Origin of the sequence: Cognatilysobacter terrigena, from assembly GCF_004361065.1 — a bacterium.
Taxonomy (GTDB): Bacteria; Pseudomonadota; Gammaproteobacteria; order Xanthomonadales; family Xanthomonadaceae; genus Cognatilysobacter; species Cognatilysobacter terrigena.
The window spans coordinates 13,563-39,314 of the sequence record NZ_SELT01000014.1; the positions used below are offsets into that span (position 1 = coordinate 13,563).

Sequence of the window (25,752 nt, forward strand, 5' to 3'; positions counted from 1 at the left end):
AGCATTCGCATGACGCACATACAAAAACGCGACGCACGAGGCGTCGCGTTCCGTGTGCATCGATGCAGTGACGATCAGTCGTCGCGCATCTTCGCCATGTGCATGCGATCGAGCTGCATGACGTAGCGCAACAGTCGCGCCTGGTCCTGCACGGTGAGGTCGACGAAGCTGCAGCCGGCACGCCACACGCGACGACCGCGCTGGTCGATGCGCTGTGCATGCTGCACGCGCAGCGTCACCGTCATCGGTTCCTGTTCGGGCAGTTCGAGGACGACGCCGGGATACACGTCGCCGGTGGCGACCTCGATGCTCGCATCGTCGCTCGTCAGAACCGCGAGACCACCACCGCCGATGTCGGCGATCGTGGCGCGCACGGTGCGGCGTGTACCGCTGTCGGCATCGACGGGCAGGATGCACGACACCGTGCCCGGCGGTTCGCGCCGCACGTATTCACGACGCTGCAGGTGCATCACCTTGACCGGCACCGGCACTTCGAGCGCGGGCAGGCCTTCATGCGTGCCCATGCGCGCGGCGCCGGTGGCGAAGCGCACGGTGATGCGGTCGATCGAGCTTTCGAAGCGCAGGCGATCGGCGGCGAGCAGTTGTTCGGTGAGCGCAGCATCGCGCGGCACGTCGATCCACAGCGACGTCGCGCCCACGCCGAGCGCCACGGACACGGCGTTCTCGGTGCCCGCGGCGTGCACGAGCAGCACGCAATGCTTCTCGACGAGTTGCTTCAGGCAACCGCGGATATCCGCGGGGTGATGGAGCATGTACTTCTCGTACAGGCTCTCGCCATCGCCCTGGGCGTAGGTCTGGCGCTCGCTCATGCGATGGCGTTCCGGGGGGCGGCGTACGGTCGCCGCGGGGTCGGGATCTGCATGCGGCCGACTTTACAGCTTGTCGAACAGGGACAGCGACTGCACCCGCAACATCGTCTTCTGGGCCGCCTCGATGGCGGTCATCTGCAGGCTCAGGCGGGTGGTGGCCTCGGCGTAGTCGGTGTCGCGCAGGCCCGACAGGGTTTCCTTGAGCGACAACGCGGTGCCGGAGCGATCGTCCGCGGCCTGGTCGAGCGACGCCAGGCGCGAACCGGTGCTCGAGCGCACGGCCATCAGGTGCTCCTGCGCCTGGGTGACGTCCGCCAGCGCGCTGCTGAGCGCGTTGCCCATCTGCGCCTTCTGCTGCGCGGTGATGGTCGGGGTCTCCAGCGCGTCCGCCAGCGTTTCGAGCGTGGTGAACACGTCCTGCCGCGGTGCAGACTGCAGGGTGAAGCTGTCGCCCGTCGCGGGTGCGCCGGTGATGCGCGTCTTGACGCCCGCGGCCTGCAACGTGTCGCCGTCGGTGTAGGTGCCACTGCCGACGACGGTCGCGCCGTCGAGCATCTGCCACGCGCCGGGCGCGGTGAATTTCAGCGTCAGCGTGCGGCCGTTCCATGCGGACGGATCGGTCACGCTCGTCTGCTGCAGCACGCCGGTGCCGCCGTTCGCCGCAGTCGCGGACGCGCGGATCGTGCCGTCGCCGGTGAGCGCGCGCATGAAGACTTCGCTGCCCGGATCGGCATCGGCGAGCGCCATGTCGGGCGCGACGTCGACGCGGTTCTGGCCGTCGTCGCCGTTGTAGGTGACGACACCCGCGGTATCGGAGAAGGGCGTGACGGCATCGCGCTGGCCGGCGAACAGCGCGCGGCCGTTGCCGTCGCTGCGGTTCGCGACGTCGAGAAGGCTCGCGCGCAGATGGCGGATTTCCGCGGCCGCGGTCTGGCGGTCGGCGTCGGACATCGTGCCGTTGTTCGCCTGCACGACGAGTTCGCGCACGCGCGCGAGGTAGTCGTTGCTGTCGCTGAGCGCGGCCTCCTGCGCCTGCAGGCGGTTCTGCAGCAGGCCCGCGCTCTTGTCGAACTGGTCGAGCTGCGACACCGCATAGTCGAGGCGTTGTGATTGAGCGGCACCGGCGGGATCGTCGGCGGCGCGCGTGAGCTTGTTACCCGTCGCGAGCTGCTGCTGCGTCTTGGCGATGTCGGACTGGCGCTTCATCAGCGCTGAGAGTCCCTGCTGATAGAGGCCTGCGGTGGAGATGCGCATCGTGGAGTCTCCGATCAGCCGCGAACGGCGCCGAGCAGCGTCTGGAACATGGTTTCGGCGGTGGAGATGACCTGCGCCGCGGCCTGGTAGGCCTGCTGGTAGCGCAGCATGTCCGCCGCTTCTTCGTCGAGGTTCACGCCGGATACGGAGTCGCGTTCGGCGGTGATCTGGTCGTGCAGCACCTGCTGCGCATCCAGGTTCATCTGCGCATTCGACGATGCCGAACCGACACGTGCGGTGATGCGCGACAGGCCCGTCGTCATGCCGGTCGTACCGCCGTCGAGCACGGTCTTGTCGTCGAGCGTGGCGAGCAGGCGCGCGTTGCTGTTGTCGGTCGACTTGGCCGGCGTGCGCGCGAGCGAAAACGAATCGCCGGCGCCCGGCGTGCCGTCGAGCTTCATCGACCAGCCGTTGCCGGTCACGGGCTGACCTGGGGTATAGAGCTGCGGCGCGCCGCCATCGACGGTGTAGTGCGTGGCGTCGATGAAATCGACCTGCGCCGTGGTGAACGAGGCGAACTGCGTGGGGTCGGTCACCGACATCGTGCCCGGCTTCGCGTTGCCGAGATTGGTCGGGTCGACCTTCGCGGTGAGCGGCGATGCCGCAGCGATGCGGTTCGGATCCTTCTGGATCAGCTGGATCGAACCCGCGGCTTCGGACGTCGGGCGCAACGTGAACTTGTCGCCGTTCGCGGCGGCGCCGCTGACGACGAGCGAAACGCCTTCGACCACCAGCGGATTCGCCGCCGTGCCCGTGCCCGTCATCGTGAGCGGTTCACCGGTGCCGGAGCGGAATGCGCCCCACGTGCCGCCGCTGAAACGCAGTTCGACGTCCGAACCCTTGAGCGCGCTGAGATCGGTGACGCTCGCGGTGAACGACGCCGTGCCGGTGTTCATCGCGCTTGAATTGACGGGCGGCGCGGGAACCGAGAACAGGCCGGCGCCCGCAGTGCCGGTGTAGTCGACGCCCGCGCGGTTCTGCGTGTTCATCGACATCGCGAACGCGGTCGCCATGCGGCCGAGGTCGGCGCGCGCGGGATCGAGCACGCGCTCGCGGAATTCGAGCAGGCCGCCGATCTCGCCCGACACCGAGCCGGATTGCAGCTTCACCGGGCCGCCGGGCGTGTCCATCGACAGCACCTTGCGGTCGGCGCGGTACGGATCCTGCGCGAGCGTCAGCTTTCCGGCGCGCGCACCGAGCACCAGCGCCTGGCCGCCGCTGAAGACGTTGAGCGCGCCGTCGTCCTGCGCGACCACCTGCGCGCCCGTGAGCGAGGCGAGCTTGTCGATGCGCAGGTCGCGCTGGTCGATGAGGTCCGGGCTCGCGTTGGCGCCGGACGTCGTGATCTGCTGGTTGAGCTTGGCGATCTCGGTCGCGAGCTGGTTGGCGACGTCGACCTGCGCGGCCAAGCGCTGGTCGGATTCCGTGCCCATCGAGGTGAGCTGCGAATCCACCGCCCGGAAGCGCGCGGCGAGCTGGTCGCCGGAATCGAGCATGGCCTGGCGGGCGATGCTGGAGCCGGGCTCCGACACCACGCCTTTCACCGCGCTGTAGAAGTTCGACCACGGCGTCGCAAGACCGGTCGACGTGTTGCTGAAAAGCCCGTCGAGGCGGTCGGAATAGCCGGTGAGCTGTTTCAGGCGACCGAGTTCGCCGCTGCTGTCGGCCTGTCGCGCGAAATTCAAGCCATCCGCGAGGCGCTGCAGCTTCTGGATCGATACGCCCGCGCCGACGTAACCCGCGCCGGTGTTCTGCCCCGGTCGCGCCTCGAGGTCGACGCGCTGGCGTGAGTAGCCCTCGGTGTTGACGTTCGCAACGTTGTGGCTGACGGTGCCGAGCGCGCGCTGGAAGGCGAGCAGGGCGCTGGTGCCGGTGGTGAGCACGCTCATCGGTTACGCACTCCCCAATGCGGCGAGCGCGCGGCGCATCGTGGCGCCGTTCGCGATCGCGGTGATCTTGTGGGCGTACGACGGGTCCGTCGCATAGCCCGCGTGCTGCAGTGCCGACGCGAAGGCATGCGCGTCATCACCCGTGCCGCGCGCGTTCGCGTAACGGCTGCCGCCGAGCAGGCGCGCGTAATCCGAAAAGCTGTCGGCGGGCGTCGAGTACGCGCGGAAGTTCGCGCGCTGGCTCTGGCGCACGCCGTCGACGTATTCGTGCGTGGCCGACGCGACGCTCTTGCCGCCCCAGCTGCCGCCGGCCTTGATGCCGAAGAGGTTGTGCGAGACGTTGCCGTTGCCGCCGACGAGCTTGCGGCCCCAGCCGGTTTCAAGCGCAGCCTGCGCGATCAATGCCTTCGCGGACACGCCGAGTTGCTCCGCGACCTTCTTCGCGTGCGGCCACAGCGACTTCACGAACGCTTCGGGGCTGCTGCAGTCCATCGGCGTCAGCGGGCCGCAGGCGTCGCTGTTCGTCGAGGCGGTGCTGGCGACGGGCGTCGCGGGCGTCGCCGGCGCGGCCATCATGTTCATCGACACGCCGCTGCTCGACGGCGCGAGCTGCAGCGAGTCACCGAGCGTCATCGGCGCGAAGCCCGACGGCGCGGCCAACGGAATCGAGCTGCCCATGGGGCGGGCGAGGGGCAGCGGGCCCTGCACGGCGGGCGTCGACGTCGACTGCCCGGTGCTGCGCTCCAGCTGGCGCATGATCATCGGCGCGAGGCCAAGGCCGCGGCCCTTCGTCAGCTCCTTGGCGAGCTGGCTGTCGTACATCTCGCGATAGGTCGTGTCGCCGCCGGACAGCGGATCGCCGCTCGATGTGGCGCGCATCGACTTGATGAGCATCGTCGCGAACTGGGTTTCCAGTTCCTTCGAAGCCTTTTCCATGGCGGGCCTCGACGTCGATTGCGTCGTGGCGTGGTCCAGGGCGATGGCGGTCTGCAGGCGCATGTCGGGAACGATGCAAGCGGTGTGCCGGTGGGCGGGAGTTCCTGCGGTCGAGCGTGATGAACGGGAAAATCGGGCGAAGCGGCGGTCTCCACGCCGTTATCGGCGCGGCGTCCGCTTTCCTTGGCGGGTGCGCGATGTGACGGCTGTTCGTATTCAGCGAATGACCGTCGGAAATCCGGCGTCAGATGACTTCGAGTTCGGCCTTGAGCGCGCCGGCGCGCTTGAGCGCCTCGAGAATCGCGACGATGTCGCCCGGCGCCGCGCCGACCGCATTCACCGCGCGAACGATCGCGTCGAGCGACGTGCCGCCCTCGAACTTGAACATGCGGCCGCCGGTCTGCGTCGCCTGGATCGTCGACTGCGGGACGACGGCCGTGCCGCCACCCGCGAACGCGTTCGGCTGGCTGACCTGCGCCGATTCGGTGATCGACACCGTGAGCGAGCCGTGCGACACCGCCGCCGGCATCACGCTCACGTTGCCACCCATCACCACGGTGCCGGTGCGTGAATTCACGATGACCTTGGCCGCGGCTTCGCCCGGCGAGACGTCGAGCGATTCGAGCTGCGCGAGGAACGCGATGCGATCCATCGCGGGCGGCGAGATCTCGATGGTCACACCGTCGACCGCACGCGCGTGGCCCGGGCCGAACGTGCGATCGATCGCGGAGACGATGCGCGCAGCGGTCGTGAAGTCGGAATCGTTGAGGTTGAGCGTGACCGCGCCACCCTGCGGATTGCCGGGCACCGCGCGTTCGACGATCGCGCCGTTCGGAATTGTGCCGGCGTTGGTCGCGTTGACCTGGATGCGCGAGCCGTCCTTGCCGCCCGCGCCGAAACCGCTGATCACGAGTGAACCCTGTGCGACCGCGTAGACCTGCCCATCGGCGCCCTTGAGCGGCGCCATCAGCAGCGTGCCGCCGCGCAGCGAACCGGCGTTGCCGATCGACGACACGGTGACATCGATGTTCTGGCCCGGCTTTGCGTACGGCGGAAGTTCCGCACTGATCGCGACCGCAGCGACGTTCTTGAGCTGCGGGTTCACGCCCGGCGGGATGGTGACGCCGAGCTGGTCGAGCATCGACTTCAACGACTGCACGGTGAACTGTGTCTGCGACGTGCGATCGCCCGAACCGTCGAGACCGACGACGAGGCCGTAGCCCACGAGCGGGTTGCCGCGAACGCCTGCGATCTGCGCGAGGTCTTTGATGCGTTCGGCGTGCGCGGGCGAGCCGACCAGCAGCATCGCGGCGACCGCGAACAGCATCTGCAAACGCGGCATCGCAGCGCGGCGCAGCGGCGCGCGCGTGACACCGAATTCCGCATCGCGCGCGGCGTCGAGTTCGAACGGATCGGCCACGCGCGTGAGCGGCGCGAAGCCCGGCGCGGGTCGCGGAATCGCGACGGGCGTGTTCTGCTGCACCAGTCGACGCCAGATCGAGAGAAGGTTCATCGTCGCGGCCTCAGTACGGCATCAGCGCGGAGTTGAAGAAGCGATCCAGCCAGCCCATCGCGTTGCTGCGCGACACTGGGCCGCGCCCGCCGTAGACGATCTTCGCGTCGGCGACGCGCTCGGAGCTGATGGTGTTGTCGGCGGAGATGTCGGACGTGCGCACCACGCCCTGGAACTGCACGACCTCGTCGCCCTGGTTCAGGCGCAGCTTCTTCTCGCCCGAAACGAGCAGGTTGCCGTTGCCGAGATCCTGCACGACGGTGACCGACACCGTGCCGTCCAGCGAATTGCTCTGCTTGGTGTCGCCCGCGCCGTTGAAGCCGCGCTTGCCGTCGACGCCCACCTGCAGGATGTTCTTGCCCTTGTACGTGACCGACTGGCCGGCGATCGTCGGCGCGGCGAGATCGATGCTCGACTGCTTGTTGATCGCGGTGCTGGTCTTGGTCGACGCCGTGGTCGTTTCGACGAGGATGATCGTCAGCAGGTCGCCGACGTCGCGCGCCTTGTTGTCCTGGAACAGACGCATCGTCTTGGTGCCGGTCGCGCCCGCGTTGCTGTAGATCGAGCCGCCGCCGTCGCCGGTGGTGGTGACCATCGCGACCGGTTGCATTGCTGGCTGCTGCGCCTGCGCACGCATCGCCGTCTGCGCGGCCATCTGCGCATGGATCTGCTGCGACGTCGGCACGGACGGATCCTGCTGGAACGTGCGCACGTCGCCCATGGCGGTGGCGCAGCCCGTGAGCGAGGCGAGGGCGCAGAGGAGGGCGAGCGTCTTCATCGCGAAGCCTTACAGGTTCTGGTTGAGATAGCCGAGCATGTTGTCGACGGTGGAGATCGCCTTCGCGTTCGTTTCGTACGCGCGCTGCGTCTCGATCATCGACACGAGTTCTTCGACGACGTTGACGTTCGAGCCTTCGACCGAACCCTGCACGAGCGTGCCGAGGCCGGACGTGCCCGGATTGCCTTGCTGCGGCGGACCGCTGGCACCGGTTTCGGCGTAGAGGTTTTCGCCCTTGGCTTCGAGGCCCGCGGGATTCACGAAGTCGACGAGCGTGAGCGAACCGACCTGCACCGGTGCGGCCTGGCCCGCGACCTGCGCGGTGATCGTGCCGTCCGAACCGATGGTGACGCTCTGCGTGCCCTGCGGCAGCGTGATGCCGGGCTGCACCGGATAGCCTTCGTTCGTGACCATCTCGCCCTGCGAGTTGATCTGGAACGAGCCGTCGCGTGTGTACGCGGACGTACCGTCAGGCATCAGTACTTCGAAGAAGCCGCGACCGTTCACTGCGACATCGAGCGCGTTGCCCGTGTTGGAAAGATTGCCCTGCGCGAAGCTCTTCGCGGTCGATGCGACGCGTACGCCGGTACCGATCTGCAAACCCGAGGGCAGCTGCGTCTGCTCCGACGTCGAACCGCCCGGCTGGCGAACGGTCTGATAGAGGAGATCCTCGAAGTTCGCGCGATCGCGCTTGAAGCCGGTCGTGTTGACGTTCGCGAGGTTGTTGGAGATGACCGACATGCGCGTCTGCTGCGCGTCGAGGCCGGTCTTGGCGATCCACAAAGCCTGTGTCATGACGGTTCTCTGTTACTTCGAGGAGAGCAGCGAATTGCCGCTGCGGGCGTTCTCGTCACCGCTTTGCAAGACGCGTACCTGCATCTCGAACTGGCGGCTGTACTGGATCATCGACACGAGCATGTCGGTCGGGTTCACGTTGCTGCCTTCCACCGCGCCGCTTACGAGCGACGTGCCCGCGGCCTGCGGCGGATCCTCCGCGCCCGGCTTCGCGCGCATCAGGCCGTCGTCGCCACGCACGAGGTCGGACGTCTTCGCTTCGACGACCTTGATGCGGCCGGACTCGGTGATCGTCGACGCGGGTTGCCCCTGCGGAACGATCGAGATCGTGCCGTCGCCGGCGATGGTCAGCGTCTGGTACGGCGGGATGGAGAGCGGTGCGCCGCCGGCGTCGAGCACGGGGAGGCCGTTCGACGTGGTGAGCAGGCCGTTCTCGGTGAGCTTGAGGTCACCGGCGCGCGTGTAGGCGGTGGTGCCGTCGGACGCCTGCACCGCGAGCCACCGATCCTGGTGCAGCGCGACGTCGAGTTCGTTGCCGGTGTTGATCAACTGGCCCGCGGCGCTGGAGACGCCGGCCATCGTGGGCACGGTCGCCACGCGCGACGAGAGCCCCTGGCCGAGCACGGGCGCGGCCTTCGTCGCCACCAGCTGCTGCTGGAAGCCGACGGTGTCGGCATTCGCGAGGTTCTGCGCGACGCTGGCCTGCGCGCGCAGCGAAGCGCTGGCGCCGGTCATGGCGATGTAGAGCGACTTGTCGATCATGCGAAGCCCTGCGGGCAGGCGGCTCGGGCCGATACAAGCCTTAGGCAAGGGATGTGCCAGCGGGTGTGCGACGGCCGCTTGGACGATGTGATGGAGCGGATGCGCCGCGCCGCGCCGCGTCGCCGACGTCCGAACGCGAATGCGCGTTGCTGCACGGCGGCCATCAAAAAAAGAAGGGCCGCCCCAAACCGCGGGCGGCCGATCCCATTTCCTCCCCCGAGGAAACTCTTTATCAGCGGATGTTGATCACGGTCTGCGTGATCTGGTCCTGCGTCGTGATCATCTGCGCGTTCGCCTGGAAGTTGCGCTGCGCGGTAATCATGTTCACGAGCTGCTCGGTGAGGTCGACGTTCGACGACTCGAGCGCGCCGCCCTGCACGTTGCCGAATTCCGCCGTACCCGCCGCGCCGCGCATGGGCTGGCCGGATTCCGATGTCTCCGCCCACGCGTTGTCGCCGAGCGGCTGCATGCCCTGCGGATTCGAGAAGTTGGTGACGACCACCTGGCCCAGCGGCGTCGACACGCCGTTGGTGTAGCGCGCCTGCACCACGCCGTCCGAACCGACTTCGATGCCGGTGAGGCGACCGGTCGTGTGGCCGTCCTGCGTCAGTGCGGCGACGCTGAAGTTGCTGCCGTACTGCGTCGAGTTGCCGACGTTGAGCGTGATGTTCATCGGCGCGGCGCCGGTGGTCGGCGTGTACGCGGGCAGCGTGATGTTGCCCGGCGCGACCGGCGAAGTCAGCGTGCCGGTGGTCGAATACTGCAGCGTCTGCGCGCCGCCGACGGCGGTGCCGTCGATCGTCGTGTACGCCTGCCACTCGTTCGGGTTCGCCGTCTTGACGAAGTACAGCGACTGGCTGTGCGATGCGCCGAGCGAGTCGTACACGGTCATCGACGTCGTGTAGTTGTACGAGGTCGGATCGGCCGGATTGAACGTCGCCGTCACCGGAACGCTCGCGTTGCCCGGCAGGTTCGTGCCGACGGCGACGTTCGACGTCGCGAGCGGCGGCGAATCGCCGGAATCGAGCTGCAGGTCGGACATGCGGCCCATGTCGAAACCGCTGCCGCTGGCGTCCGGCAGATACACCTGCAGGCGCTGGCCCGACGGATTGACGACGAAGCCGTCCTTGTCGGTGCCGAAGTTGCCGGCGCGCGAGTAGACGGTCGTGCCGTTCGCGGACAGCGTGAAGAAGCCCTTGCCGTTGATGGCGAGATCGAGCGCCTTGCCGGTGTTCTCGATCGTGCCCTGCGAGAACTGCTGCGCCACGCGCTGCAGGCGGACGCCCGCGCCGATCGTGTTCTTCGACAGGCCGTAGGCCGACGTCGGATACACATCGGCGAACTCGGCGCGCGACTGCTTGAAGCCCGTCGTGTTCGAGTTGGCGATGTTGTTCGACGTGACGTTGAGGTCGGACTGGGCCGCGTTCATGCCGCTCAGCGAAACTCGGAAGCTCATGGAATCACCCCTGGATATGCGTGCGACGTGTCGGGTCAGCCGATGCGGCGGACGGAGGAAAGCGGTTGCGGGCCGATGCCGCGCAGGTTGAGCATCAGGCCGTTGGCTTCGATCGACACGCTGTCGACGTGCGACGACACGCGCGTCGACAGCGCCTGCGTCGACGCGCCGGTGCCTGTGGTTGCCTTGATCGTGTACGTGCCGGCGGGCGCGGTTGCGCCGCTCGACGTCTTGCCGTCCCATTGCCACGCGACGCTGCCGGCGCCGTTCGCTTCGATCGGCACGCGGTCGACGATCTGGCCGGATGCGTCGGTGATCTCGAGCGTGATCGGACCGGACGACGTCGCGACGACTTCGCCGCTCATGCCAGCGCCCGCATCGAGCTGCACGGTGTCGGTGTCGATCAGCGCGTCGTGGCCGACGAGCGATGCGGCGCGCAGCGTCTGGTCGGACTCCATGACATTCGCGACGGAACCCAGCGCGTCCTGCATGCCGTTGATGCCCTGCACGGTGGAGAACTGTGCGAGCTGGCCCAGCATCTGCGTGCCGTCGAGCGGCTTGAGCGGATCCTGGTTCTTGAGCTGTTCGGTCATCAGCTTGAGGAAGTCGGCCTGGCCGAGCGTCTCCTTCTTGCTGAGCGGCGTGACGCCGTATGACGACAACGCGTCGGTGGTGGAGCCCACGGTACTCATGCGGAAAGTCCTCTACGGCTCATCGGCCGAGGTTGAGGGTTGCGACCGCGAGCTCCTTCGCGGTGTTGAAGACCTCGACGTTCGCCTGGTAGCTGCGCGAGGCGGAGATCATGTCGACCATCTGCGCGACCGGATCGATGTCCGGCGCGTACACGTAGCCCTTGTCGTCGGCGAGCGGATTGCCCGGCTCGTAGCGCTTGAGCGGCGCGGCGTTGGATTCGGTGACGGTCTGCACCTTGACGCCGGCGAGTGCGGGATCGCCTTCGACAGGCGTCGCCTCGAACACAGGCATCTTGGCGCGGAAGGTGTCCTCGGCCTTGCCGGACACCGAGTTGGCGTTGGCGAGGTTGGAGGCGACGGTCGACAGGCGCACCTGCTGCGCGCCCATGGCGCTGCCGGCGACGTCGAAGATGGGCAGGTTGCTCATGGCTTATGCGTCCTCACTGCCCGGTGATCGCGGTGAGCATCGTGCGCACCTTCGATTCGACGAAGTTGAGCGTCGCGCGGTACTCGAGCGAGGCCTGCGCGAACGCGGCCTTCGCGCGCTCACCGTCGACGGTGTTGCCGTCGAGACTGGGCTGCGACGAGGGCGCATCGAACTGCGCACCGGTCGCGGCGGCGTTGATGGGATCGGTCCCGACGGCGTCGGCGGCCGGCGCCATTGCGGCGGTCAGCGCCTTGGTGAAGTCCATGTCCTGGGCGCGGAAGCCCGGGGTATCGGCGTTCGCGATGTTCGCGGACAGCAGCTGCAGCCGTTGCTCGCGCAGGGCGAGGGCGGTGCCGTGGATGCCGAGGAAGGATTCGGTGGCCATGTGCCCCTCCGGGGGCGGGATGTCGGAGGGGATTAGGCAAGGGGTGTGCCAGCGGGTTCTGGCGGCCGCTTGGGGGCCGAGCCGTGGACGCTGGGCAGTGGGTTACTGCCGCTTGGTCGAGATCATGTGGCTGGCGGCTCCGGCTCGCCGCCTGAGGCTGAAGCGACAGCAAGGGCGTTCCGTTCGCTCACGCGACCGGGTCACTTTTCTTTGCCGGTGCAAAGAAAAGTGACCAAAAGAAAGCACCTTCTCGACGAATCTACAGCTCGCGAGCGGGCGACATCATCGAGATCGCCACACTCGGCATCCTTCGGCCCGCCGCAGCGCGGCGGGCGCTCACCGGCGCGCAAACCTACGGTTTGCAGGCAGCGCCGGATCGCCAAGTGGCGACGGCGCGCGTCCTGCGCGCCGCCCCTTCGGGGTCTTCCCGATTGCCGTCAGCTGTTGAGGTCGCAACCGAAAGCGGATTCCAGCCGGTTATTGCCGTTCAGGGCTGCCGCCAGATCCAGCAGCTGTCGTTTAAGTGCGGCCGGAGCCTTTTGTGACCTCGCGTCCCGCTAGGTGCGGGTCTTGAAGGACGAGGCAGCGAGCAACCGTAGCGGCGGTACGCCGCAAAGCGGCCGTCAGCTACCGCAAGACTGGCCCTGCGACCCGAATCGTGAAGACCCCGAAGGGGCGGCCGACAGGACGTCGGCCGTCGCCACTTGGCGATCCGGCGCTGCCTGCAAACCGTAGGTTTGCGCGCCGGTGAGCGCCCGCCGCGCTGCGGCGGGCCGAAGGATGCCGAGTGTGGCGATCGCGAGGAGCCCTCACGTCGCGGGCTGTAGATCCGTCGAGAAAGGTGCTTTCTTTGGTTACCTTTCTTTGCACCAGCAAAGAAAGTAACTCGACCGCGTCAGCGGTCGAAACGCTTGTACTTCAGCAACTTGCGCGCGCCACGCGGCGGGCGGACCTTATGCAGCCCGCGCCCGCTGCAACGCCGAAATCCTCGCCTCGATCCGGCTCGCCAGCTCCCGCTCCGAATACTTCGGAACAAAGTCGTCCGCCCCCACCCGCTCCACCATCGCGTGGTTGAACACGCCCGACAGCGAGGTGTGCAGCAGCACGTGCAGGCCGCGCAGGGCCGGGGCGCGCCGGATTTCCGTCGTCAGGGTGTAGCCGTCCATGGCCGGCATCTCGATGTCGGAAATGACCATGGCGTAGCGGCGGTCCGGCGGGGTGCCGCTTTCGGCCAGCTGGACGAGGTGATCGAGGGCCTGGCGGCCGTCGGAGAGCAGGGTGGCGTTGAGGCCCAGCTGGTCGAGCAGCTGGCGGATCTGGTTGCGGGCGACGCGCGAATCGTCGACCACCAGCACTTCGCGCGGCACGTCGCCGCTGATGGCGAGCGGCTGCACCCCGGCGATTTCGGTGGCGCGCGGGGCGGACTCGGCCAGCACGCTTTCCACGTCCAGCAGCTGGATCAGCTCGCCGTGGAAGCGGGTGACGCCGGTGAGGTAATGGCATTCGCCGCCGAGATCCGGCGGCGGCTGGATGTCCTCGACCGCGATGTTGACGATGCGTTCGACGCCCGACACCAGGAAGCCCTGCACCGTGCGGTTGAACTCGGTGACGACCAGATACGGCGGCTCCGGGCTGCCCGCCGGCGCGGCATGGCCGACGGCGCGGGCGAGGTCGAGCACCGGCACCGTGCGGCCGCGGACGTCTGCGGCGCCGGCGAAGGCCGGGGGCAGCTGCGGCAGCGTGAACAGCGGCGGGCGCGGGATGACCTCCTGCACCTTGAACACGTTCACGCCAAAAAGCTGACGCGAACCCAGCCGGAAGAGCAGGAGCGCAAGGCGGTTGTGGCCGGCCAGGCGCGTGCGTTGGTCGATGCGGTCGAGAAGGTCGCGGCTCATGCACGCGTTGTCGGCCTGTTCGGCGTGTCCTTGAGCGCGGCCGGCGTGCGCCTCGTCGCGGCTCCGGCACGCGGATTGCTACGACCGGGGCATGAGACGTTCCCCGCTCCTGTCGATGCTGCTGCGCTACACGGTGTTCGCCATGCTCCTGGCGGCCGTGCTCGTCGCGCAGGCCGCGCATGCGGCCGGCAGCGTGACCCCGGTCGCCGACATCCTGCGTGCCGCCGAAGCCGCGCTGGGTGGCAACGGTGCGCAGGTCGAGGCGCGCGTCGACAGCGCCGTGCGCATGCCCGCCTGCAGCCAGCCGCTGCAGGGCGTGGCGATGGGGCCGCGCATGGCGGAGGTGCGTTGCCCGGATGCGGGCGGCTGGCGCCTGACGGTGCCGGCACGCGTACGCCGCGATGCCGACGTCGTGGTGCTCACGGCGCCGGTCCAGGCGGGTTCGACGATCGACGCCGCGCAGCTCGCCGTGCAGCGCCGGGACGTCGCGAATGGAAGTGGGGTGGGGATGTCGGATCCGTCGCAGGTCGCGGGGCATGTCGCCCGCCGCGCCCTGCCGACGGGGTCGGTCGTGACGGCGGGGGATCTCGCGGACGGCGCCGGGACGCTGAAGCGCGGGGATCCGGTCGTGATCGTGTCGCGGGCCGGGGGGATCGAGGTCCGCATGGGCGGCCGCGCGCTGGGGGGCGCAGTGGCCGGGGCGGTGGTCGCGGTGGAGAACCTGGAATCGAAGCGGATCGTGCGGGGCCGGCTGGTCGCGGACGGAGTGGTGGAAGTGCTGCAATGACCGCTCGTCTGAACCGCGGCCAAAAAAATGTGGACCGGGCCTCAAGTCCGATCCCCGGGCGCCGTTACCGGCCCTGACCGCTCAATCCCGGAGTTCGCCATGACCAGCAAGATCGATGGCCTGAGCCCGCCCCCGGCCCGGGTCGTAGATACCGCAGCGTCGCCCAGCGTGGCGCGTGCGGGCACCGACCGTTCGAAACCTGTTGTCGCCGCGCCGGCGACGGACAGCGTGCGCCTGACCGGTGAGGCCACCAGCCTGCAGGCTGCCGTGGAATCGAAGCTCGGCCAGGCTGCGCCGCTCGACATGGCGAAGGTCAATGCCGTGCGTGATGCGCTCGCCGACGGCAGCTACCAGATCAATCCGCAGGAAATCGCGAATCGACTGGTCGCGCTCGAGCGCCAGATGAGGGGATAAGCCATGCTCGCCGCCGCCTTCAATGCACCGTCCACCCACGTGGGTGAAGCGCTCGATGCGCTCGAGCGTGCACTGCAGGAGGAGCGGCAGGCATTGCTCGAGAACGACGCCGACGCGCTGCTGCGCTCGACGCAGGCCAAGATCGCGGCCCTGCGACGCGCCGAAACGATGCAGCCGGGCCACGCCGACGCCACGCGTGTCAGTGCGCTCAGCGAATTGAATCGCGCCAACGGCATCCTGCTCGCCCGTCGACGCCGCGAGGTGTCGTGGGCGCTGCGCCACATGGGTCGCGTGGAGAGCTCCGGCGTGTACGATGCCGGAGGTCAGGCGGGCGTTCGCCCGCAGTCGCGATGCCTGGGCGTGGGATGAGCGCGAACGAGACTTCGACACCCGTAATTTCCCATTCCTGGACCGCGCAGATGCGGTGGGCGGCGGACGTCGCCCCGATGGCCGTACTTCTGCTCGATGCCACCGGCGAACTCGCCTACGCGAACGCCAGCGCGCGACGCCTCGCCGCACGGCTCGAACCGACCGCCAACGACAATCCCGACGCCTTGAAGCGTCTGCTCGCGCTCGCCACCGAGGACGACTGGGCGATCGCCTGCACGCAGGGCCACGCCCGCCGTGACGTGCAGGTGCGCGACGACGTGATGCTGGCGGTCGAGGTGTTCTGCGGCAGCGGCGAGAACGCCGGCCTGCGCTTCGTCGCGATCACCGACATCTCCGCGCGCAGCGCGCGCGAGCGCGAGCTGCAGCAGCGGCACGACGAACTCGAACGCGCCTATCGCTCGCTCGCCGGCGCGCAGGAGCAGTTGCTGCAGTCGGAGAAGATGGCGTCGATCGGCCAGCTCGCCGCGGGCGTCGCGCACGAGATCAACAACCCGATCGGCTACGTGCACAGCAACCTCGGCACGTTGCGCGAATATGTCTCTGCGCTGTTCGCGATGATCGAGACGTATGCGAGCGCGCTGGCCGCGCCCGATCCGCTGATCTATCGCAACGACATCCGCGCGCATCGCGAGAAGCTCGACATCGACTTCATCCTCGGCGACCTGCCGCAGCTGCTCGACGAATCGCGCGAAGGCATCGAGCGTGTCACGCGCATCGTGCAGGACCTGAAGGAGTTCTCGCACGTCGGCCGCAACGAGACGATGCGGCCGTCCGACCTCGTCAAGGGCCTCGAATCCACGCTCAACATCGTGTGGAACGACCTCAAGTACAAGGTCAAGCTCGAGAAGATCTACGGCGACATGCCGCTGGTCGAATGCCATGCCTCCGAGATCAACCAGGTCTTCATGAACCTGCTGATCAACGCCGGGCAGGCCATCGCCGAGCGCGGCGTGATCACGCTCGCCTGTGGCCAGGAAAACGACGAAGCGTGGGTGAGCATCGCCGACACGGGCTGCGGCATTCCCGAGGAAGCGCTGGGCCGGATCTTCGATCCGTTCTTCACCACCAAGCCGATCGGGCGCGGCACGGGCCTGGGGCTGGCGATTTCGTACCGCATCGTCGAGAAGCACAACGGCCGCCTTGAAGTGCAGAGCACGGTCGGGCAGGGCACGACGTTCCGCGTGGTGCTGCCGGTGAAGCAGCCCGTCGAACTGTCAGCGGCCTGAGCCTTCGTCGGCATCCGGCGCCGCGCGTTCGCGGCGCGCACGCTTGGCCTCGTACATCGCCGCGTCCGCGCGTGCGATGACCTGATCGACATCGTCCTCCGGATTCGCCTGTACCAGCCCGACGCTTGCGCCGCCGCTGCGCACAGGGATGCCGTCGAGGTTGAACGACGCCACCGCGCGCCGCGTCAGCCAGTTGCACAGCACGTCGCGCGCACGCGGTCCCGAGCCGCTCGCCACCGGCGCGACCACGATGAATTCGTCGCCGCCGATGCGGCCGAGCAGGTCGGCGCGCCGCAGCGACGCGCGCAGACGGTCCGCCATCGCCACGAGGAACAGATCGCCGATGCGGTGGCCGTAGCGATCGTTCACGGCCTTGAAGTCGTCCAGATCGATGAAGCCGACCAGCAGGACCACGCCGTCGCGCTGCGCCCACGCGAGCATGCGCGCGAGCGTCTCGCGGACGTATTCGCGGTTGGGCAGGCCCGTGAGCGGATCCTTGTGCACGAGCGCGGTCATGCGCTCCTGCGCTGCCTCGGACTCGCGCACCAGCCGCTCGCGTGCGGCGAACTCGCCGATCAGGCGTGCGATGACATCGGGCATCCACACCGCGTTCGTCGTCATCGACACCTCGTGCGGACTTATCGCGCACAACGTGCCGAGCATCTCGTCACCGACGCGCACGGGCACCGAAATGAACGTGCGGATGCCGTATTCGCGCGCGATCCAGAGATCCGCGAACGGCGTACCGGCGCACTGCACGTAGAGCCGGCCTTCGTCGAACGCGCGCTTGCACAGCGTGTCCGTCCACCGAAGACGCATGCCTTCGGGAATGCCCATGCCTTCGTCGTGCACGTAGGCGATGCGTTGCATGCCCGGCTCGACATCGGGCTCGGTGAGCAATGCCGTCTGCATGCCCGTGGAATGGACGAGGAGGCGCAGCAGCGGGCGTACGAGGTCCTCACCCGTTCGGGCGCTCGACACCAGTTCCGCCAATTGCGCGAGGCGTTGACCCATGGCTCCGTGCGGCAGGACGCGGAGCGCGCGACCTTACCGGCTCGCCGTTAGAGGCAGGTGAGCGGCCTAGAAGCCGACTTGCTCGCCCGCTTCGCGCCGCTCGTGGGCGCGGAACGCGGCCTGGATGTGTTCGCGCAGCTCGTCGTCGTTCCACGGCTTCGTGAGGAAACGGTAGATCGCGCCCTGGTTCACCGCTTCGGTGATCGTCGCGAGATCGGTATAGCCCGACAGCACCATGCGCACGGTGTCGGGATAGAGATCGCGCACGCGGCCGAGGAATTCGGTGCCGCTCATGTCGGGCATGCGCTGGTCGGACACGATCACCTGCACGCGGTTCGCGGCGAGCAGGTCGAAGGCTTCGCGCACCGAGTTCGCGGTGAGGATCTGGTAGCCGTCGCGACGGAACAGGCGAACGAGCGAACGCAGCACGTTCTCCTCGTCGTCGAGCAGAAGCAGCGTGCGCTCCGGGCGCGTCTGCGCGAACGCCTCGGGCAGCAGGAAGCGCTTGCGAATGAGTTCGCCGAGCGCTTCCGCCGGCTGCGGCGCGCTGAAGATGTAGCCCTGGAAGAAGTCGCAGTGGTTGCGGCGCAGGAAGCCGAGTTCCGCTTCGCTCTCCACGCCCTTCGCGCAGACCTTCATGTCGAGGCGATGGCCCATCGCGATGATGCCGCGCACGATCGCCGCCGAGCGCGTATCGCTGGTGACGTTGCGGATGAAGCTGCGATCGATCTTGAGGCGGTCGAGCGGGTATTGAGCGAGCGCCGCGAACGACAGGCCACCGAGGCCGAAGTCCTGCACGGTGAGGCACGCGCCGAGCTCACGCAGGCCGACGAGCGTTTCGTACGTGTGTCGCGCATCGAGCGACAGCGCGCCTTCCGGTACTTCGAACTCGAGCGCGCGGCCGGGCAGGTTCAGTCGATGCAGAAGTTCGCCGATGCGATCCCGGCAGTCGGGTTGCGACAGCAGCGTCGTCGGCAGGTGCACCGAGATCGTCAGGTAGTCGATGCCTTCGTCGCGCCATTGCGCGAGCTGTCGCGCCGCCGCTTCCACCACCCACGAGCCGAGGCGCGCAGACAGACCGACGCGTTCGACGATGTCGAGGAACCGGTTCGGACGCAGCAGCCCGTTGCTCTCGGAATTCCAGCGCAGCAGCGCGGAGAAGCCGGCAAGCGAGCCGTCGTGGCCATTGACGAAGGGCTGGTAGAACAGCCGGAATTCATCGCGGTCGAACGCGTCCGCAAAGCGCTGCGCGAAGCCATCGTTGATCGGGCCGCGGTCGGGGCGTCCCGAGTACAGGCCGACGTTGTCGAGGCCCGTCTGCTTCGCATGCCGCAGCGCGTGTTCGGCGGTGGCGAGCAACGCCGCGGCGTTCTGCGCGTGATCCGGGAACACGGCAATGCCGATCGAGATCGTGATCGGCAACGTGTACGGCGGAATCGACAGCGGCACTTCGAACGCGTCGCGAAGGCGCTCGGCGAGCGCTTCACCGTCGGGCTCGCCTTCGCGATAACCGATACCCGCGACGAACTCGTCGGTGCCGCGACGCCACAGCCACGCATCGGCCGGCATCGCGTTGCGCAGGCGCTGGGCGACGGCGGCGAGCACCTGGTCGCCCACCGTCTCGCCCATGTTGCTGTTGATCGAGCCGAACATGTCGACGTCGATGTGCAGCAGCGCGACCTTGCGTCGCGTCGCTGCGGCCGCGGCAATGGCGGTGGCGAGCGCCGGGCCGTTCGCGCCGAGGCGGTAGATGCCGGTCACCGGATCGACCGGGACGCTGCCGTACTCGTCGTAGCGTTGGCTCATGCCCGCAGTCTAGGCGGTCGCGCGGGCACTTCGCAGCGCCCGCGCGAACGAAGCGGCGGGGCTCAGTGGCCGGCGGCGGGCGTCTCGGGCGCCTTCGGCGCGCTGCCGAAGCTGCCGTCCGCTGACGCGGCGAGGTAGGCGAACACCGCGTACGCCGCGGCGTTCTGCTGGATCTGCGCCGGGTCGATCTTGTCGAAGGTGTCGTCCGGCGTGTGGTGCAGGTCGAAGTAGCGCGTGCCGTCCTGCGCGAGCGACGCCCACGCCAGGCCCAGCTGCGCGAACGGGCCGATGTCCGAGCCCGGGCCTTCGCCCTTGCCGTTCTCCAGGCGCGTGATGCCCAGCGGCGCAAGCGCCGACAGGATCTGCTCGTCGGCCTCGCGAGCGTTCTCCGGGAGATTGCTGGCGTAGCCGTAGATGCGGTCCGCGCCGAAGTCGCTCTCCGCGCCGATCTGGTGCTTGGTGATGTCGGGCAGGTGCTTCTGCGCGTAGGCGCGGCCGCCCAGCAGGCCCTGCTCCTCGTTGGCGAACGCGACCACCCGGATCGTGCGCGCCGGATGCTTCGGAAGCTTCGCGATCATCGCGCCGGCCGCCATCGAAATGCCGACGCCGGCACCGTCGTCGATCGCACCGGTGCCGAGATCCCACGAATCCAGATGCCCGCCGATGACCACGACTTCGTCCGGCTTCGAGCTGCCGCGTACTTCGCCGATCACGTTGTACGAGGTGTATTCGCCGTTCCAGCCGCAGTCGAGTGCGACGCGGATCTTCTGCGGGCCCATCGCGACGAGGCGCGACAGCTGCTGCGCATCGGGGGACGACAGCGCCGCAGCCGGGATCGGCTTGACGCCCTCGTCGAAGCGCGTCATGCCGGTGTGCGGCATGCGGTGCGAGTCGGTGCCCGCCGAATGCATGACGTAACCGATCGCGCCCTGCTGCGCCGCGGCGTTCGGGCCGCGCGAACGGATGCGCGAGCCCATGCCGTAATCGTCGCCGCCGCGCTTGGGCATCATCTGGAAATCGATGAAGACGATCTTGCCGACGAGCGAACCGGCGGGCGCCGCTTCGAGCGAGGCGAGGTCGGTGAAGCGCACGACGTCGCCTTCGACCGTGCCGCCCGGGCTGCCCCCGAGCGCGGTGAGCTTCATCGGCTGCGAGTGCGCGCCGAGGATCATGCCGCTCTCGCTGCGGCGCTCCCACTTCGGGAACGTCACCGGCTCGGTCCAGACCTTGTCGAAGCCCAGCGACTTGAACTTCGCCTTTGCCCATTCGACGGCGCGCGGGTCCGCTTCGCTGCCCGCCATGCGCGGGCCGACTTCCGTCGTCAGCGATTCGGTGATGCGGTAGGCAAGATCGCTCTGCAACGCGGCCTCGCGCAGCTTCGCAGCCTGCGCCATCGCGGCGTCCGGGATGCGCACCGGTTTGGCGGCGTCCGCGGCCAGCGCGGGCAGCGACGCAAGGGCGAGGGAGAGTGCCGCCACGATCATCCGGGTGCGCATTGCGTCGAACCTGCTCGGGGAAACCCCGGAGCGTAGCAATGCGTCAGTCGCTGGCGGCCGTGACGTTCGTCATGGTGATGTGACCGGTTTGGCTTTCAGCGCGTCGCGGATCTCGCGCAGCAGCAGGACGTCTTCCGGCGGCGCGGCCGGCGCGTCCTCGGACGGCCTGCGCAGGCGGTTGTACGCACGCAGCACAAGGAAGATGACGAACGCGATGATCAGGAAGTCGAGCGTAGCCTGCAGCACCGCGCCGTACTTCAAGGCGACTTCGGGCGTCGCCACCTTGCCCGCTGCATCGAGCACCGCGGGCTTGAGCACGACCTTCCACTGGTCGACGCGGACGCCGCCGGTGGCCATCGCGATGACCGGCATCACCAGTCCGTCGACCAGGGCGCTGACGATCTTGCCGAACGCCGCGCCGATCACCACGCCGACCGCGAGGTCGACGACGTTGCCGCGTGCGATGAAGGCCTTGAACTCGTCGAGGAATCGCATGCGGTGGTCTCCGGAATCAGGCGGGCAGGATGCGGCCGTCCAGCACCGCGAGGTCGTCGAACGTGGCGTGGAACGCATCGCCCGGCACCAGCGCGGCGACACCGGCGGGCGTGCCCATGAAGATCAGGTCGCCCGCTCTCAGCGCGTAGAGCTTCGACAGCTCGTGGAGGATGTCTTCGACAGTCCACACGAGGTCGGTCAGCGCGCCGTGCTGGCGGCGCTGGTCGTTGATGTCGAGCGAGATCGAGCGCTGCGTGTAGTCACCGACGCGTGCGGCGGGCACAAGCTTGCTGACCGGCGCGGAATGATCGAACGCCTTGCCGATATCCCACGGCAGGCCTTTCGCCTTCGCATTGCCCTGCAGGTCGCGGCGCGTCAGGTCGAGGCCGACGCCGTAGCCGAACACGAGATCCAACGCGTTCGCGGGGTCGATCTCGCCGGCGGGCGCGTCCTTGCCGAGCGCAACGACGAGTTCGACCTCGTGATGCAGGTCGTTCGTGCCGGGGGGATACGGCACCTGGCCGTCGAGCACGACCGCATCGGCCGGCTTGAGGAAGAACACCGGCGTGCCGCGGTCGGCCTTCGACGTCGGCACCGCCGCGCCCATCTCGCGCGCGTGGTCGGCGAAGTTGCGGCCGACGCAGTAGATGCGGCGGACAGGAAAATGGTCGGAGGTGCCGTCGACCGGAATGCGGACCGGGGCGGGGGCGGAAACGACGTCGGCCATGCTCAGCGCGAGAGCAGCGGGCGCGTGACCACGCGATACGTGCCGTCGAGCACGCGCGGATCGCGCGGCGCCCGGGGCGTGCGGTGCAGCAGCTTCCAGCCCAGCCCACCGATGATCATCACCGCGCCCACGGCCACCGCCACGACGAGGAACGCCGCGAGCAGCGCGAGGCCGAACAGCGCGAGCACGACGCGCAACAGGCGATGACGCGGCTTGCGCGGCTCGATCACGGCACGGAACACGCCGCGTGCGGGGCGTTCGGCGCGGCCGAGCAGGTCGGAAAGGCGGAGCAGGGTGTAAAGGCGCATGAGAAACTGACCGGGTCTTGCGAGCGACGGAGTATCCGGCGCTCCTTCCGGTGGGGTGTGAGGGAAGCGTTAATCCGATGAGCCAGGTTCTCGTTTCGTTCGACGCCCTCGTCGACGGTCAACCGTCCGAGGCGGAAGCGCAGATCGATGGCGCGCCGGAGTCGCTGATCGTCCTGCGCACGGGCGACCGCGTCGACGCCTTCCTGAACATCTGCCCGCATGCCGGCCGGCGGCTGGACTGGGCGCCGGGGAAGTTCCTCCTGACGCGCGAGGGGCTGCTCGTCTGCGCGGCGCACGGCGCGTCGTTCTCGCTGCCGTCGGGCGAATGCGTCGCGGGTCCGTGCAAGGGCGATTCGCTGCGCCGCGTCGACGTGCAGGTCGACGACGGCGAGGTGCGGCTGCCCGACTAGGCGCCGACGCGACGACGCACGGCGTCGATATCGCGCACCGGGCGCACTTCGATCGCGCCGTAGCGCGTCCACGGCATCGATTCGGCGATGCGCACCGCCTCGTCGATGTCCGCCGCTTCGATCAGGTTGAAGCCGGCGAGGAATTCCTTCGTTTCCGCGAACGGGCCGTCGCTGATGCGCGCCGCGCCGTCGCGATGCCGCGCGGTGCGTGCGCTGGCCGGCGGCTCGAGCTGTTGCGATTGCAGCAGCCGGCCTTCGGTGCGCAGTTCGTCCGCATTGACGAAGCAGTGGTGCATGTGGCGATCAAATTCGTCGTCCGAGAGTTCGGACAGGCGTTCGTCGTCGATGTACACGAGCAGGAGGAACTGCATGGGCGGCGTCCGGGCGGCGGTCACCGACATGCTGCGCGAGCGGACGGCGGCTGTCACGCGGCCCCGCAGCGTGCCGCGCGATCGAGCAGCACGCGGCGCTCGCGCGCGTTGCGGATGAGCGACGCCGCGCGTTCGAACTCGATGCGCGCTTCGGCCGCGCGGCCCAGGCGGTCCAGCAGATCGCCGCGCACGGCGGGCAGCAGCGCGTAATCGCCGAGCGCACCGTCCTCGATCAGACGGTCGACGCGGGTGAGCGCGCGTTCCGGCCCGAACGCCATCGACTCCGCGACCGCGCGATTGAGTTCAACGACGGGCGAGCCCGTCACGTCCGACAACTGCGCGTACAGCGTCGCGATGCGCGTCCAGTCGGTGGCGTCGGTCGAGGCCGCACGTGCGTGGCAGGCCGCGATGGACGCCTGCAACGTGTACGAACGGTCTGCGCCGCCGAGCGCGATCGCGCGATCGAGTTCGGCGAGACCATGCTGGATCAGCGTGCGGTCCCAGCGGCGGCGGTCCTGATCGGCGAGGAGAATGGCGTTGCCGTCGGCATCGGTGCGCGCATTGAGGCGCGACGCCTGCAGCTCCATCAGCGCGACCAGGCCGCGGACTTCGGATTCATCCGGCATCAGTCCAGCCAATACACGGCCCAGACGCATCGCGTCTTCGCAGAGCGCAGGTCGCACGAGATCGTCGCCGGCCGTCGCGGCATAGCCTTCGTTGAAAACGAGATAGATCACCTGCAGCACGGCGTCGAGACGTTCCGGCAATTCATCGCGACGCGGCACTTCGAACGGAACGTGCGCCTCCCGCAGCTTCTGCTTGGCGCGGACGATGCGCTGCGAGATCGTGGCGTCGCGTGTGAGGAACGCGCGTGCGATCTCTTCGACGGAGAGGCCGCCGAGCAGTCGCAACGTCAGCGCGACGCGCGCATCGACCGGCAGCACCGGATGGCAGGCGACGAACATCAACCGCAGCAGGTCGTCGCCGATGTCGTCGTGCGCGTGCATCTCCGGGCCTCCGTCGCGCGAGGCATCGTGCAGGTCGAGTTCCACGGCGTACTCCCGCTGGCGTTCGCCATGCAGTGCGCGTTGGCGCAGGTGGTCGACCGCGCGATGGCGCGACGCAGTCATCAGCCACGCCGCGGGGTTGTCCGGCACGCCGTTGACGGGCCAGCGCTGCAGCGCCTGCACCAGCACGTCCTGCACCAGTTCTTCGGCGACGCCGACGTCGCCGGTCATGCGGGCGACGCGCGCGACCAGCCGTGGCGATTCCATCCGCCACAGGGTTTCGAGCTGGCGCGCGGCGTCGCTCGTCATCGGTTCACGCCGCCGGCGGCATCTGCGACGCGTCCATCCAGAACAAGCCCCACTGATGGCCTTCCGGATCGTTGAACGCGCGCTGGTACATGAAGCCGGAGTCCTCGGCGTCGTGCTCCGTGACGGCGCCCGCGTCGACGGCGCGCTGGTGGAACTCGTCGACGGCTTCGCGCGAATCGAAGGACAGCGTGAGGAAGTGCTGCGTCGAGGTCATGGGGTCGCCCGCGGTCTTCTTCGTGAACGACTGGAACATCGGCCGCGCGAGGAACATCAGCTGCACGCCCTCGTTGAGGGGCACGCAGACCGCCTGTTCGCCGCTGAACTTCGCATCGATATCGAGGCCCAGCGCTTCGACGAAGCGCTTGGTGCGCGCGACGTCGGTGACGGGCAGGTTGAGATAGAGCGGATGACTCATGTCGGTGTCCTCAGTGCGGCGGCTGTGCGGTCGGGCAGTTGACCATCCACGGCTTGCCGAAGCGATCCTTCAGCATGCCGAAGCGTTGTGCCCAGAACGTCGGTGCCAGCGGCATGGTGACCTGCGCGCCTTCGGACAGCTTCGCCCAGATGCGCTCGGCCTCGTCCGGGGTGTCGACGGAGATGTTCACCGTGGTCGATCCCGCGGCGGTGCTGGCTTCGCAGCCCTCACCGCCACCGCCGTCGGACCCCATCAGCGCCGCGCCACCGACCTGCAGATGGATGTGCATGAGCCGGTCGTGCGTCTCCGGCGGCATGTCGGCGGCCATCGGCGATTCGCCGAAGGTCGCCACGTAGACGAACTCGCCGCCGAGCGCGGCGCGATAGAACTCGAAGGCTTCGCGGCAGTTGCCGTCGAACGCGAGGTAGGCAATCAGTTGCATGGTCAGTTTCCTTGGGTGGGCGGGATCAGTTCTGCGCGAGCTGCGCGCGCTTGCGGGCTTCGCTGTCGCGAAGTTCGTCGGTCGCCGCATCGAAGTCGGCCATCTCCCAGACGGGGCGGATTTCCAGGATGCCGCCATCGGCATGCGGCTTGGGGCAGCGACGCGCCCACTCCAGCGCTTCGTCCATCGAGCGCACCTGCCACAGCCAGAAGCCGGCCACGAGCTCGTGCGTCTCGGTGAACGGGCCGGCGTGCAGGCGGCGCGCGTCGCCGTCGAACGTCAGGCGGAAGCCCAGCGACGAGGGCTTCAGGCCTTCGGCGGCCAGCAGCACGCCGGCCTTGATCAGCTCGTCGTTGAAGCGATCCATGGCCTGAATCAGTTCGAGGTTCGGCATCTCGCCGGCTTCCGAGGCCTTGCTGGCCTTCACGATCACCATCACGCGCATCGTCGTCTCTCCGGTCGGCCGGCGTCATTGCCGGCCTTCATGGGGTACGACGAACGGGGAACCTCGATTTCGACATCG

At 68.4% G+C, this 25,752-nt stretch carries 29 protein-coding genes; 5 read left to right on the forward strand and 24 right to left on the reverse strand.

The window, feature by feature from the left end; translation table 11 throughout:
* Window positions 1–74 precede the first annotated feature (74 nt).
* From EVS83_RS09440 to EVS83_RS09500, 13 genes are all read right to left on the reverse strand, one after another.
* Entirely contained in the window at window positions 75–830 is a 756-nt protein-coding gene (locus tag EVS83_RS09440) for a flagellar brake protein (protein WP_133500799.1), read from the reverse strand.
* Window positions 831–893: 63 nt separating this feature from the next.
* Window positions 894–2,084, reverse strand: a complete 1,191-nt coding sequence (flgL, locus tag EVS83_RS09445) for a flagellar hook-associated protein FlgL (protein ID WP_133500800.1) — start codon at window positions 2,082–2,084, stop codon at window positions 894–896.
* Between the two features lie 14 nt (window positions 2,085–2,098).
* Window positions 2,099–3,973, reverse strand: coding sequence for a flagellar hook-associated protein FlgK (gene flgK / locus EVS83_RS09450; RefSeq protein WP_133500801.1), 1,875 nt, complete (start codon window positions 3,971–3,973; stop codon window positions 2,099–2,101).
* A 3-nt stretch (window positions 3,974–3,976) separates the two neighbouring features.
* Entirely contained in the window at window positions 3,977–4,909 is a 933-nt protein-coding gene (gene flgJ / locus EVS83_RS09455) for a flagellar assembly peptidoglycan hydrolase FlgJ (RefSeq protein WP_166636862.1), read from the reverse strand.
* Window positions 4,910–5,153: 244 nt separating this feature from the next.
* Window positions 5,154–6,251, reverse strand: coding sequence for a flagellar basal body P-ring protein FlgI (locus EVS83_RS09460; RefSeq protein ID WP_425456092.1), 1,098 nt, complete (start codon window positions 6,249–6,251; stop codon window positions 5,154–5,156).
* 181 nt (window positions 6,252–6,432) lie between these two features.
* Window positions 6,433–7,200, reverse strand: a complete 768-nt coding sequence (locus tag EVS83_RS09465; RefSeq protein ID WP_246022837.1) for a flagellar basal body L-ring protein FlgH — start codon at window positions 7,198–7,200, stop codon at window positions 6,433–6,435.
* 9 nt (window positions 7,201–7,209) lie between these two features.
* Entirely contained in the window at window positions 7,210–7,995 is a 786-nt protein-coding gene (gene flgG / locus EVS83_RS09470; RefSeq protein WP_133500804.1) for a flagellar basal-body rod protein FlgG, read from the reverse strand.
* Between the two features lie 12 nt (window positions 7,996–8,007).
* Window positions 8,008–8,754: a flagellar basal body rod protein FlgF gene (locus tag EVS83_RS09475; protein WP_133500854.1), complete on the reverse strand. Its 747-nt coding sequence runs from the start codon at window positions 8,752–8,754 to the stop codon at window positions 8,008–8,010.
* A gap of 235 nt (window positions 8,755–8,989) precedes the next feature.
* Window positions 8,990–10,213, reverse strand: coding sequence for a flagellar hook protein FlgE (gene flgE / locus EVS83_RS09480; protein WP_133500805.1), 1,224 nt, complete (start codon window positions 10,211–10,213; stop codon window positions 8,990–8,992).
* A gap of 35 nt (window positions 10,214–10,248) precedes the next feature.
* Entirely contained in the window at window positions 10,249–10,905 is a 657-nt protein-coding gene (locus EVS83_RS09485) for a flagellar hook assembly protein FlgD (protein ID WP_133500806.1), read from the reverse strand.
* Between the two features lie 19 nt (window positions 10,906–10,924).
* Window positions 10,925–11,332 carry a flagellar basal body rod protein FlgC gene (flgC, locus tag EVS83_RS09490; protein WP_133500807.1) on the reverse strand — a complete coding sequence of 136 codons (408 nt, stop codon included), beginning with the start codon at window positions 11,330–11,332 and terminating at the stop codon, window positions 10,925–10,927.
* Window positions 11,333–11,345: 13 nt separating this feature from the next.
* Window positions 11,346–11,717, reverse strand: a complete 372-nt coding sequence (flgB, locus tag EVS83_RS09495; protein WP_115645148.1) for a flagellar basal body rod protein FlgB — start codon at window positions 11,715–11,717, stop codon at window positions 11,346–11,348.
* Between the two features lie 953 nt (window positions 11,718–12,670).
* Window positions 12,671–13,612 (reverse strand): chemotaxis protein, encoded by a 942-nt coding sequence (locus tag EVS83_RS09500; RefSeq protein ID WP_133500808.1) that lies wholly within the window; start codon window positions 13,610–13,612, stop codon window positions 12,671–12,673.
* Window positions 13,613–13,727: 115 nt separating this feature from the next.
* Between EVS83_RS09500 and flgA the strand changes: the two genes are divergently transcribed.
* The 4 genes from flgA to EVS83_RS09520 all read left to right on the forward strand — a co-directional run bounded on the left by flgA (window position 13,728) and on the right by EVS83_RS09520 (window position 16,429).
* Window positions 13,728–14,399 (forward strand): flagellar basal body P-ring formation chaperone FlgA, encoded by a 672-nt coding sequence (gene flgA / locus EVS83_RS09505; RefSeq protein ID WP_246022839.1) that lies wholly within the window; start codon window positions 13,728–13,730, stop codon window positions 14,397–14,399.
* 99 nt (window positions 14,400–14,498) lie between these two features.
* Window positions 14,499–14,813: a flagellar biosynthesis anti-sigma factor FlgM gene (flgM, locus tag EVS83_RS09510; protein WP_166636863.1), complete on the forward strand. Its 315-nt coding sequence runs from the start codon at window positions 14,499–14,501 to the stop codon at window positions 14,811–14,813.
* Window positions 14,814–14,816: 3 nt separating this feature from the next.
* Entirely contained in the window at window positions 14,817–15,182 is a 366-nt protein-coding gene (locus EVS83_RS09515) for a flagellar protein FlgN (protein ID WP_246022841.1), read from the forward strand.
* A 77-nt stretch (window positions 15,183–15,259) separates the two neighbouring features.
* On the forward strand, window positions 15,260–16,429 hold the full coding sequence (locus EVS83_RS09520; RefSeq protein ID WP_246022842.1) for an ATP-binding protein: 1,170 nt from the start codon (window positions 15,260–15,262) through the stop codon (window positions 16,427–16,429).
* Here EVS83_RS09520 and EVS83_RS09525 read toward each other — a convergent pair.
* The 6 genes from EVS83_RS09525 to EVS83_RS09550 form a co-directional block, all read right to left on the reverse strand.
* Window positions 16,418–17,443: a sensor domain-containing diguanylate cyclase gene (locus EVS83_RS09525; protein ID WP_133500811.1), complete on the reverse strand. Its 1,026-nt coding sequence runs from the start codon at window positions 17,441–17,443 to the stop codon at window positions 16,418–16,420. The two genes, EVS83_RS09520 and EVS83_RS09525, sit on opposite strands and share 12 nt — an antisense overlap.
* 66 nt (window positions 17,444–17,509) lie before the next feature.
* Window positions 17,510–19,249, reverse strand: coding sequence for an EAL domain-containing protein (locus tag EVS83_RS09530; RefSeq protein WP_133500812.1), 1,740 nt, complete (start codon window positions 19,247–19,249; stop codon window positions 17,510–17,512).
* A 62-nt stretch (window positions 19,250–19,311) separates the two neighbouring features.
* Entirely contained in the window at window positions 19,312–20,745 is a 1,434-nt protein-coding gene (locus tag EVS83_RS09535; RefSeq protein ID WP_133500813.1) for a M28 family peptidase, read from the reverse strand.
* A gap of 69 nt (window positions 20,746–20,814) precedes the next feature.
* The gene (gene mscL / locus EVS83_RS09540) at window positions 20,815–21,240 is read right to left on the reverse strand and encodes a large-conductance mechanosensitive channel protein MscL (protein WP_133500814.1); all 426 of its coding nucleotides are present in this window, start codon (window positions 21,238–21,240) and stop codon (window positions 20,815–20,817) included.
* A gap of 16 nt (window positions 21,241–21,256) precedes the next feature.
* Entirely contained in the window at window positions 21,257–21,967 is a 711-nt protein-coding gene (locus EVS83_RS09545) for a fumarylacetoacetate hydrolase family protein (RefSeq protein ID WP_133500815.1), read from the reverse strand.
* A 2-nt stretch (window positions 21,968–21,969) separates the two neighbouring features.
* Window positions 21,970–22,275, reverse strand: a complete 306-nt coding sequence (locus EVS83_RS09550) for a hypothetical protein (protein ID WP_246022844.1) — start codon at window positions 22,273–22,275, stop codon at window positions 21,970–21,972.
* Between the two features lie 77 nt (window positions 22,276–22,352).
* Here EVS83_RS09550 and EVS83_RS09555 point away from each other — a divergent pair, with 77 nt between their 5' ends.
* A complete protein-coding gene (locus tag EVS83_RS09555; RefSeq protein WP_133500816.1) occupies window positions 22,353–22,685 on the forward strand; it encodes a Rieske (2Fe-2S) protein in 333 nt (110 codons plus the stop codon).
* On the opposite strand, the gene EVS83_RS09560 is transcribed toward EVS83_RS09555, so the two are convergent.
* From EVS83_RS09560 to EVS83_RS09580, 5 genes are read right to left on the reverse strand one after another with little or no spacing between them, the layout of a single operon-like run.
* On the reverse strand, window positions 22,682–23,056 hold the full coding sequence (locus EVS83_RS09560; protein ID WP_133500817.1) for a YciI family protein: 375 nt from the start codon (window positions 23,054–23,056) through the stop codon (window positions 22,682–22,684). The two genes, EVS83_RS09555 and EVS83_RS09560, sit on opposite strands and share 4 nt — an antisense overlap.
* Window positions 23,057–23,109: 53 nt before the next feature.
* Window positions 23,110–24,372 carry an RNA polymerase sigma factor gene (locus EVS83_RS09565; RefSeq protein ID WP_133500818.1) on the reverse strand — a complete coding sequence of 421 codons (1,263 nt, stop codon included), beginning with the start codon at window positions 24,370–24,372 and terminating at the stop codon, window positions 23,110–23,112.
* Window positions 24,373–24,376: 4 nt separating this feature from the next.
* A complete protein-coding gene (locus tag EVS83_RS09570; RefSeq protein ID WP_133500819.1) occupies window positions 24,377–24,787 on the reverse strand; it encodes a VOC family protein in 411 nt (136 codons plus the stop codon).
* Between the two features lie 10 nt (window positions 24,788–24,797).
* Entirely contained in the window at window positions 24,798–25,229 is a 432-nt protein-coding gene (locus tag EVS83_RS09575; protein WP_133500820.1) for a VOC family protein, read from the reverse strand.
* Between the two features lie 25 nt (window positions 25,230–25,254).
* Window positions 25,255–25,674, reverse strand: a complete 420-nt coding sequence (locus EVS83_RS09580) for a YciI family protein (protein WP_133500821.1) — start codon at window positions 25,672–25,674, stop codon at window positions 25,255–25,257.
* Window positions 25,675–25,752 lie beyond the last annotated feature (78 nt).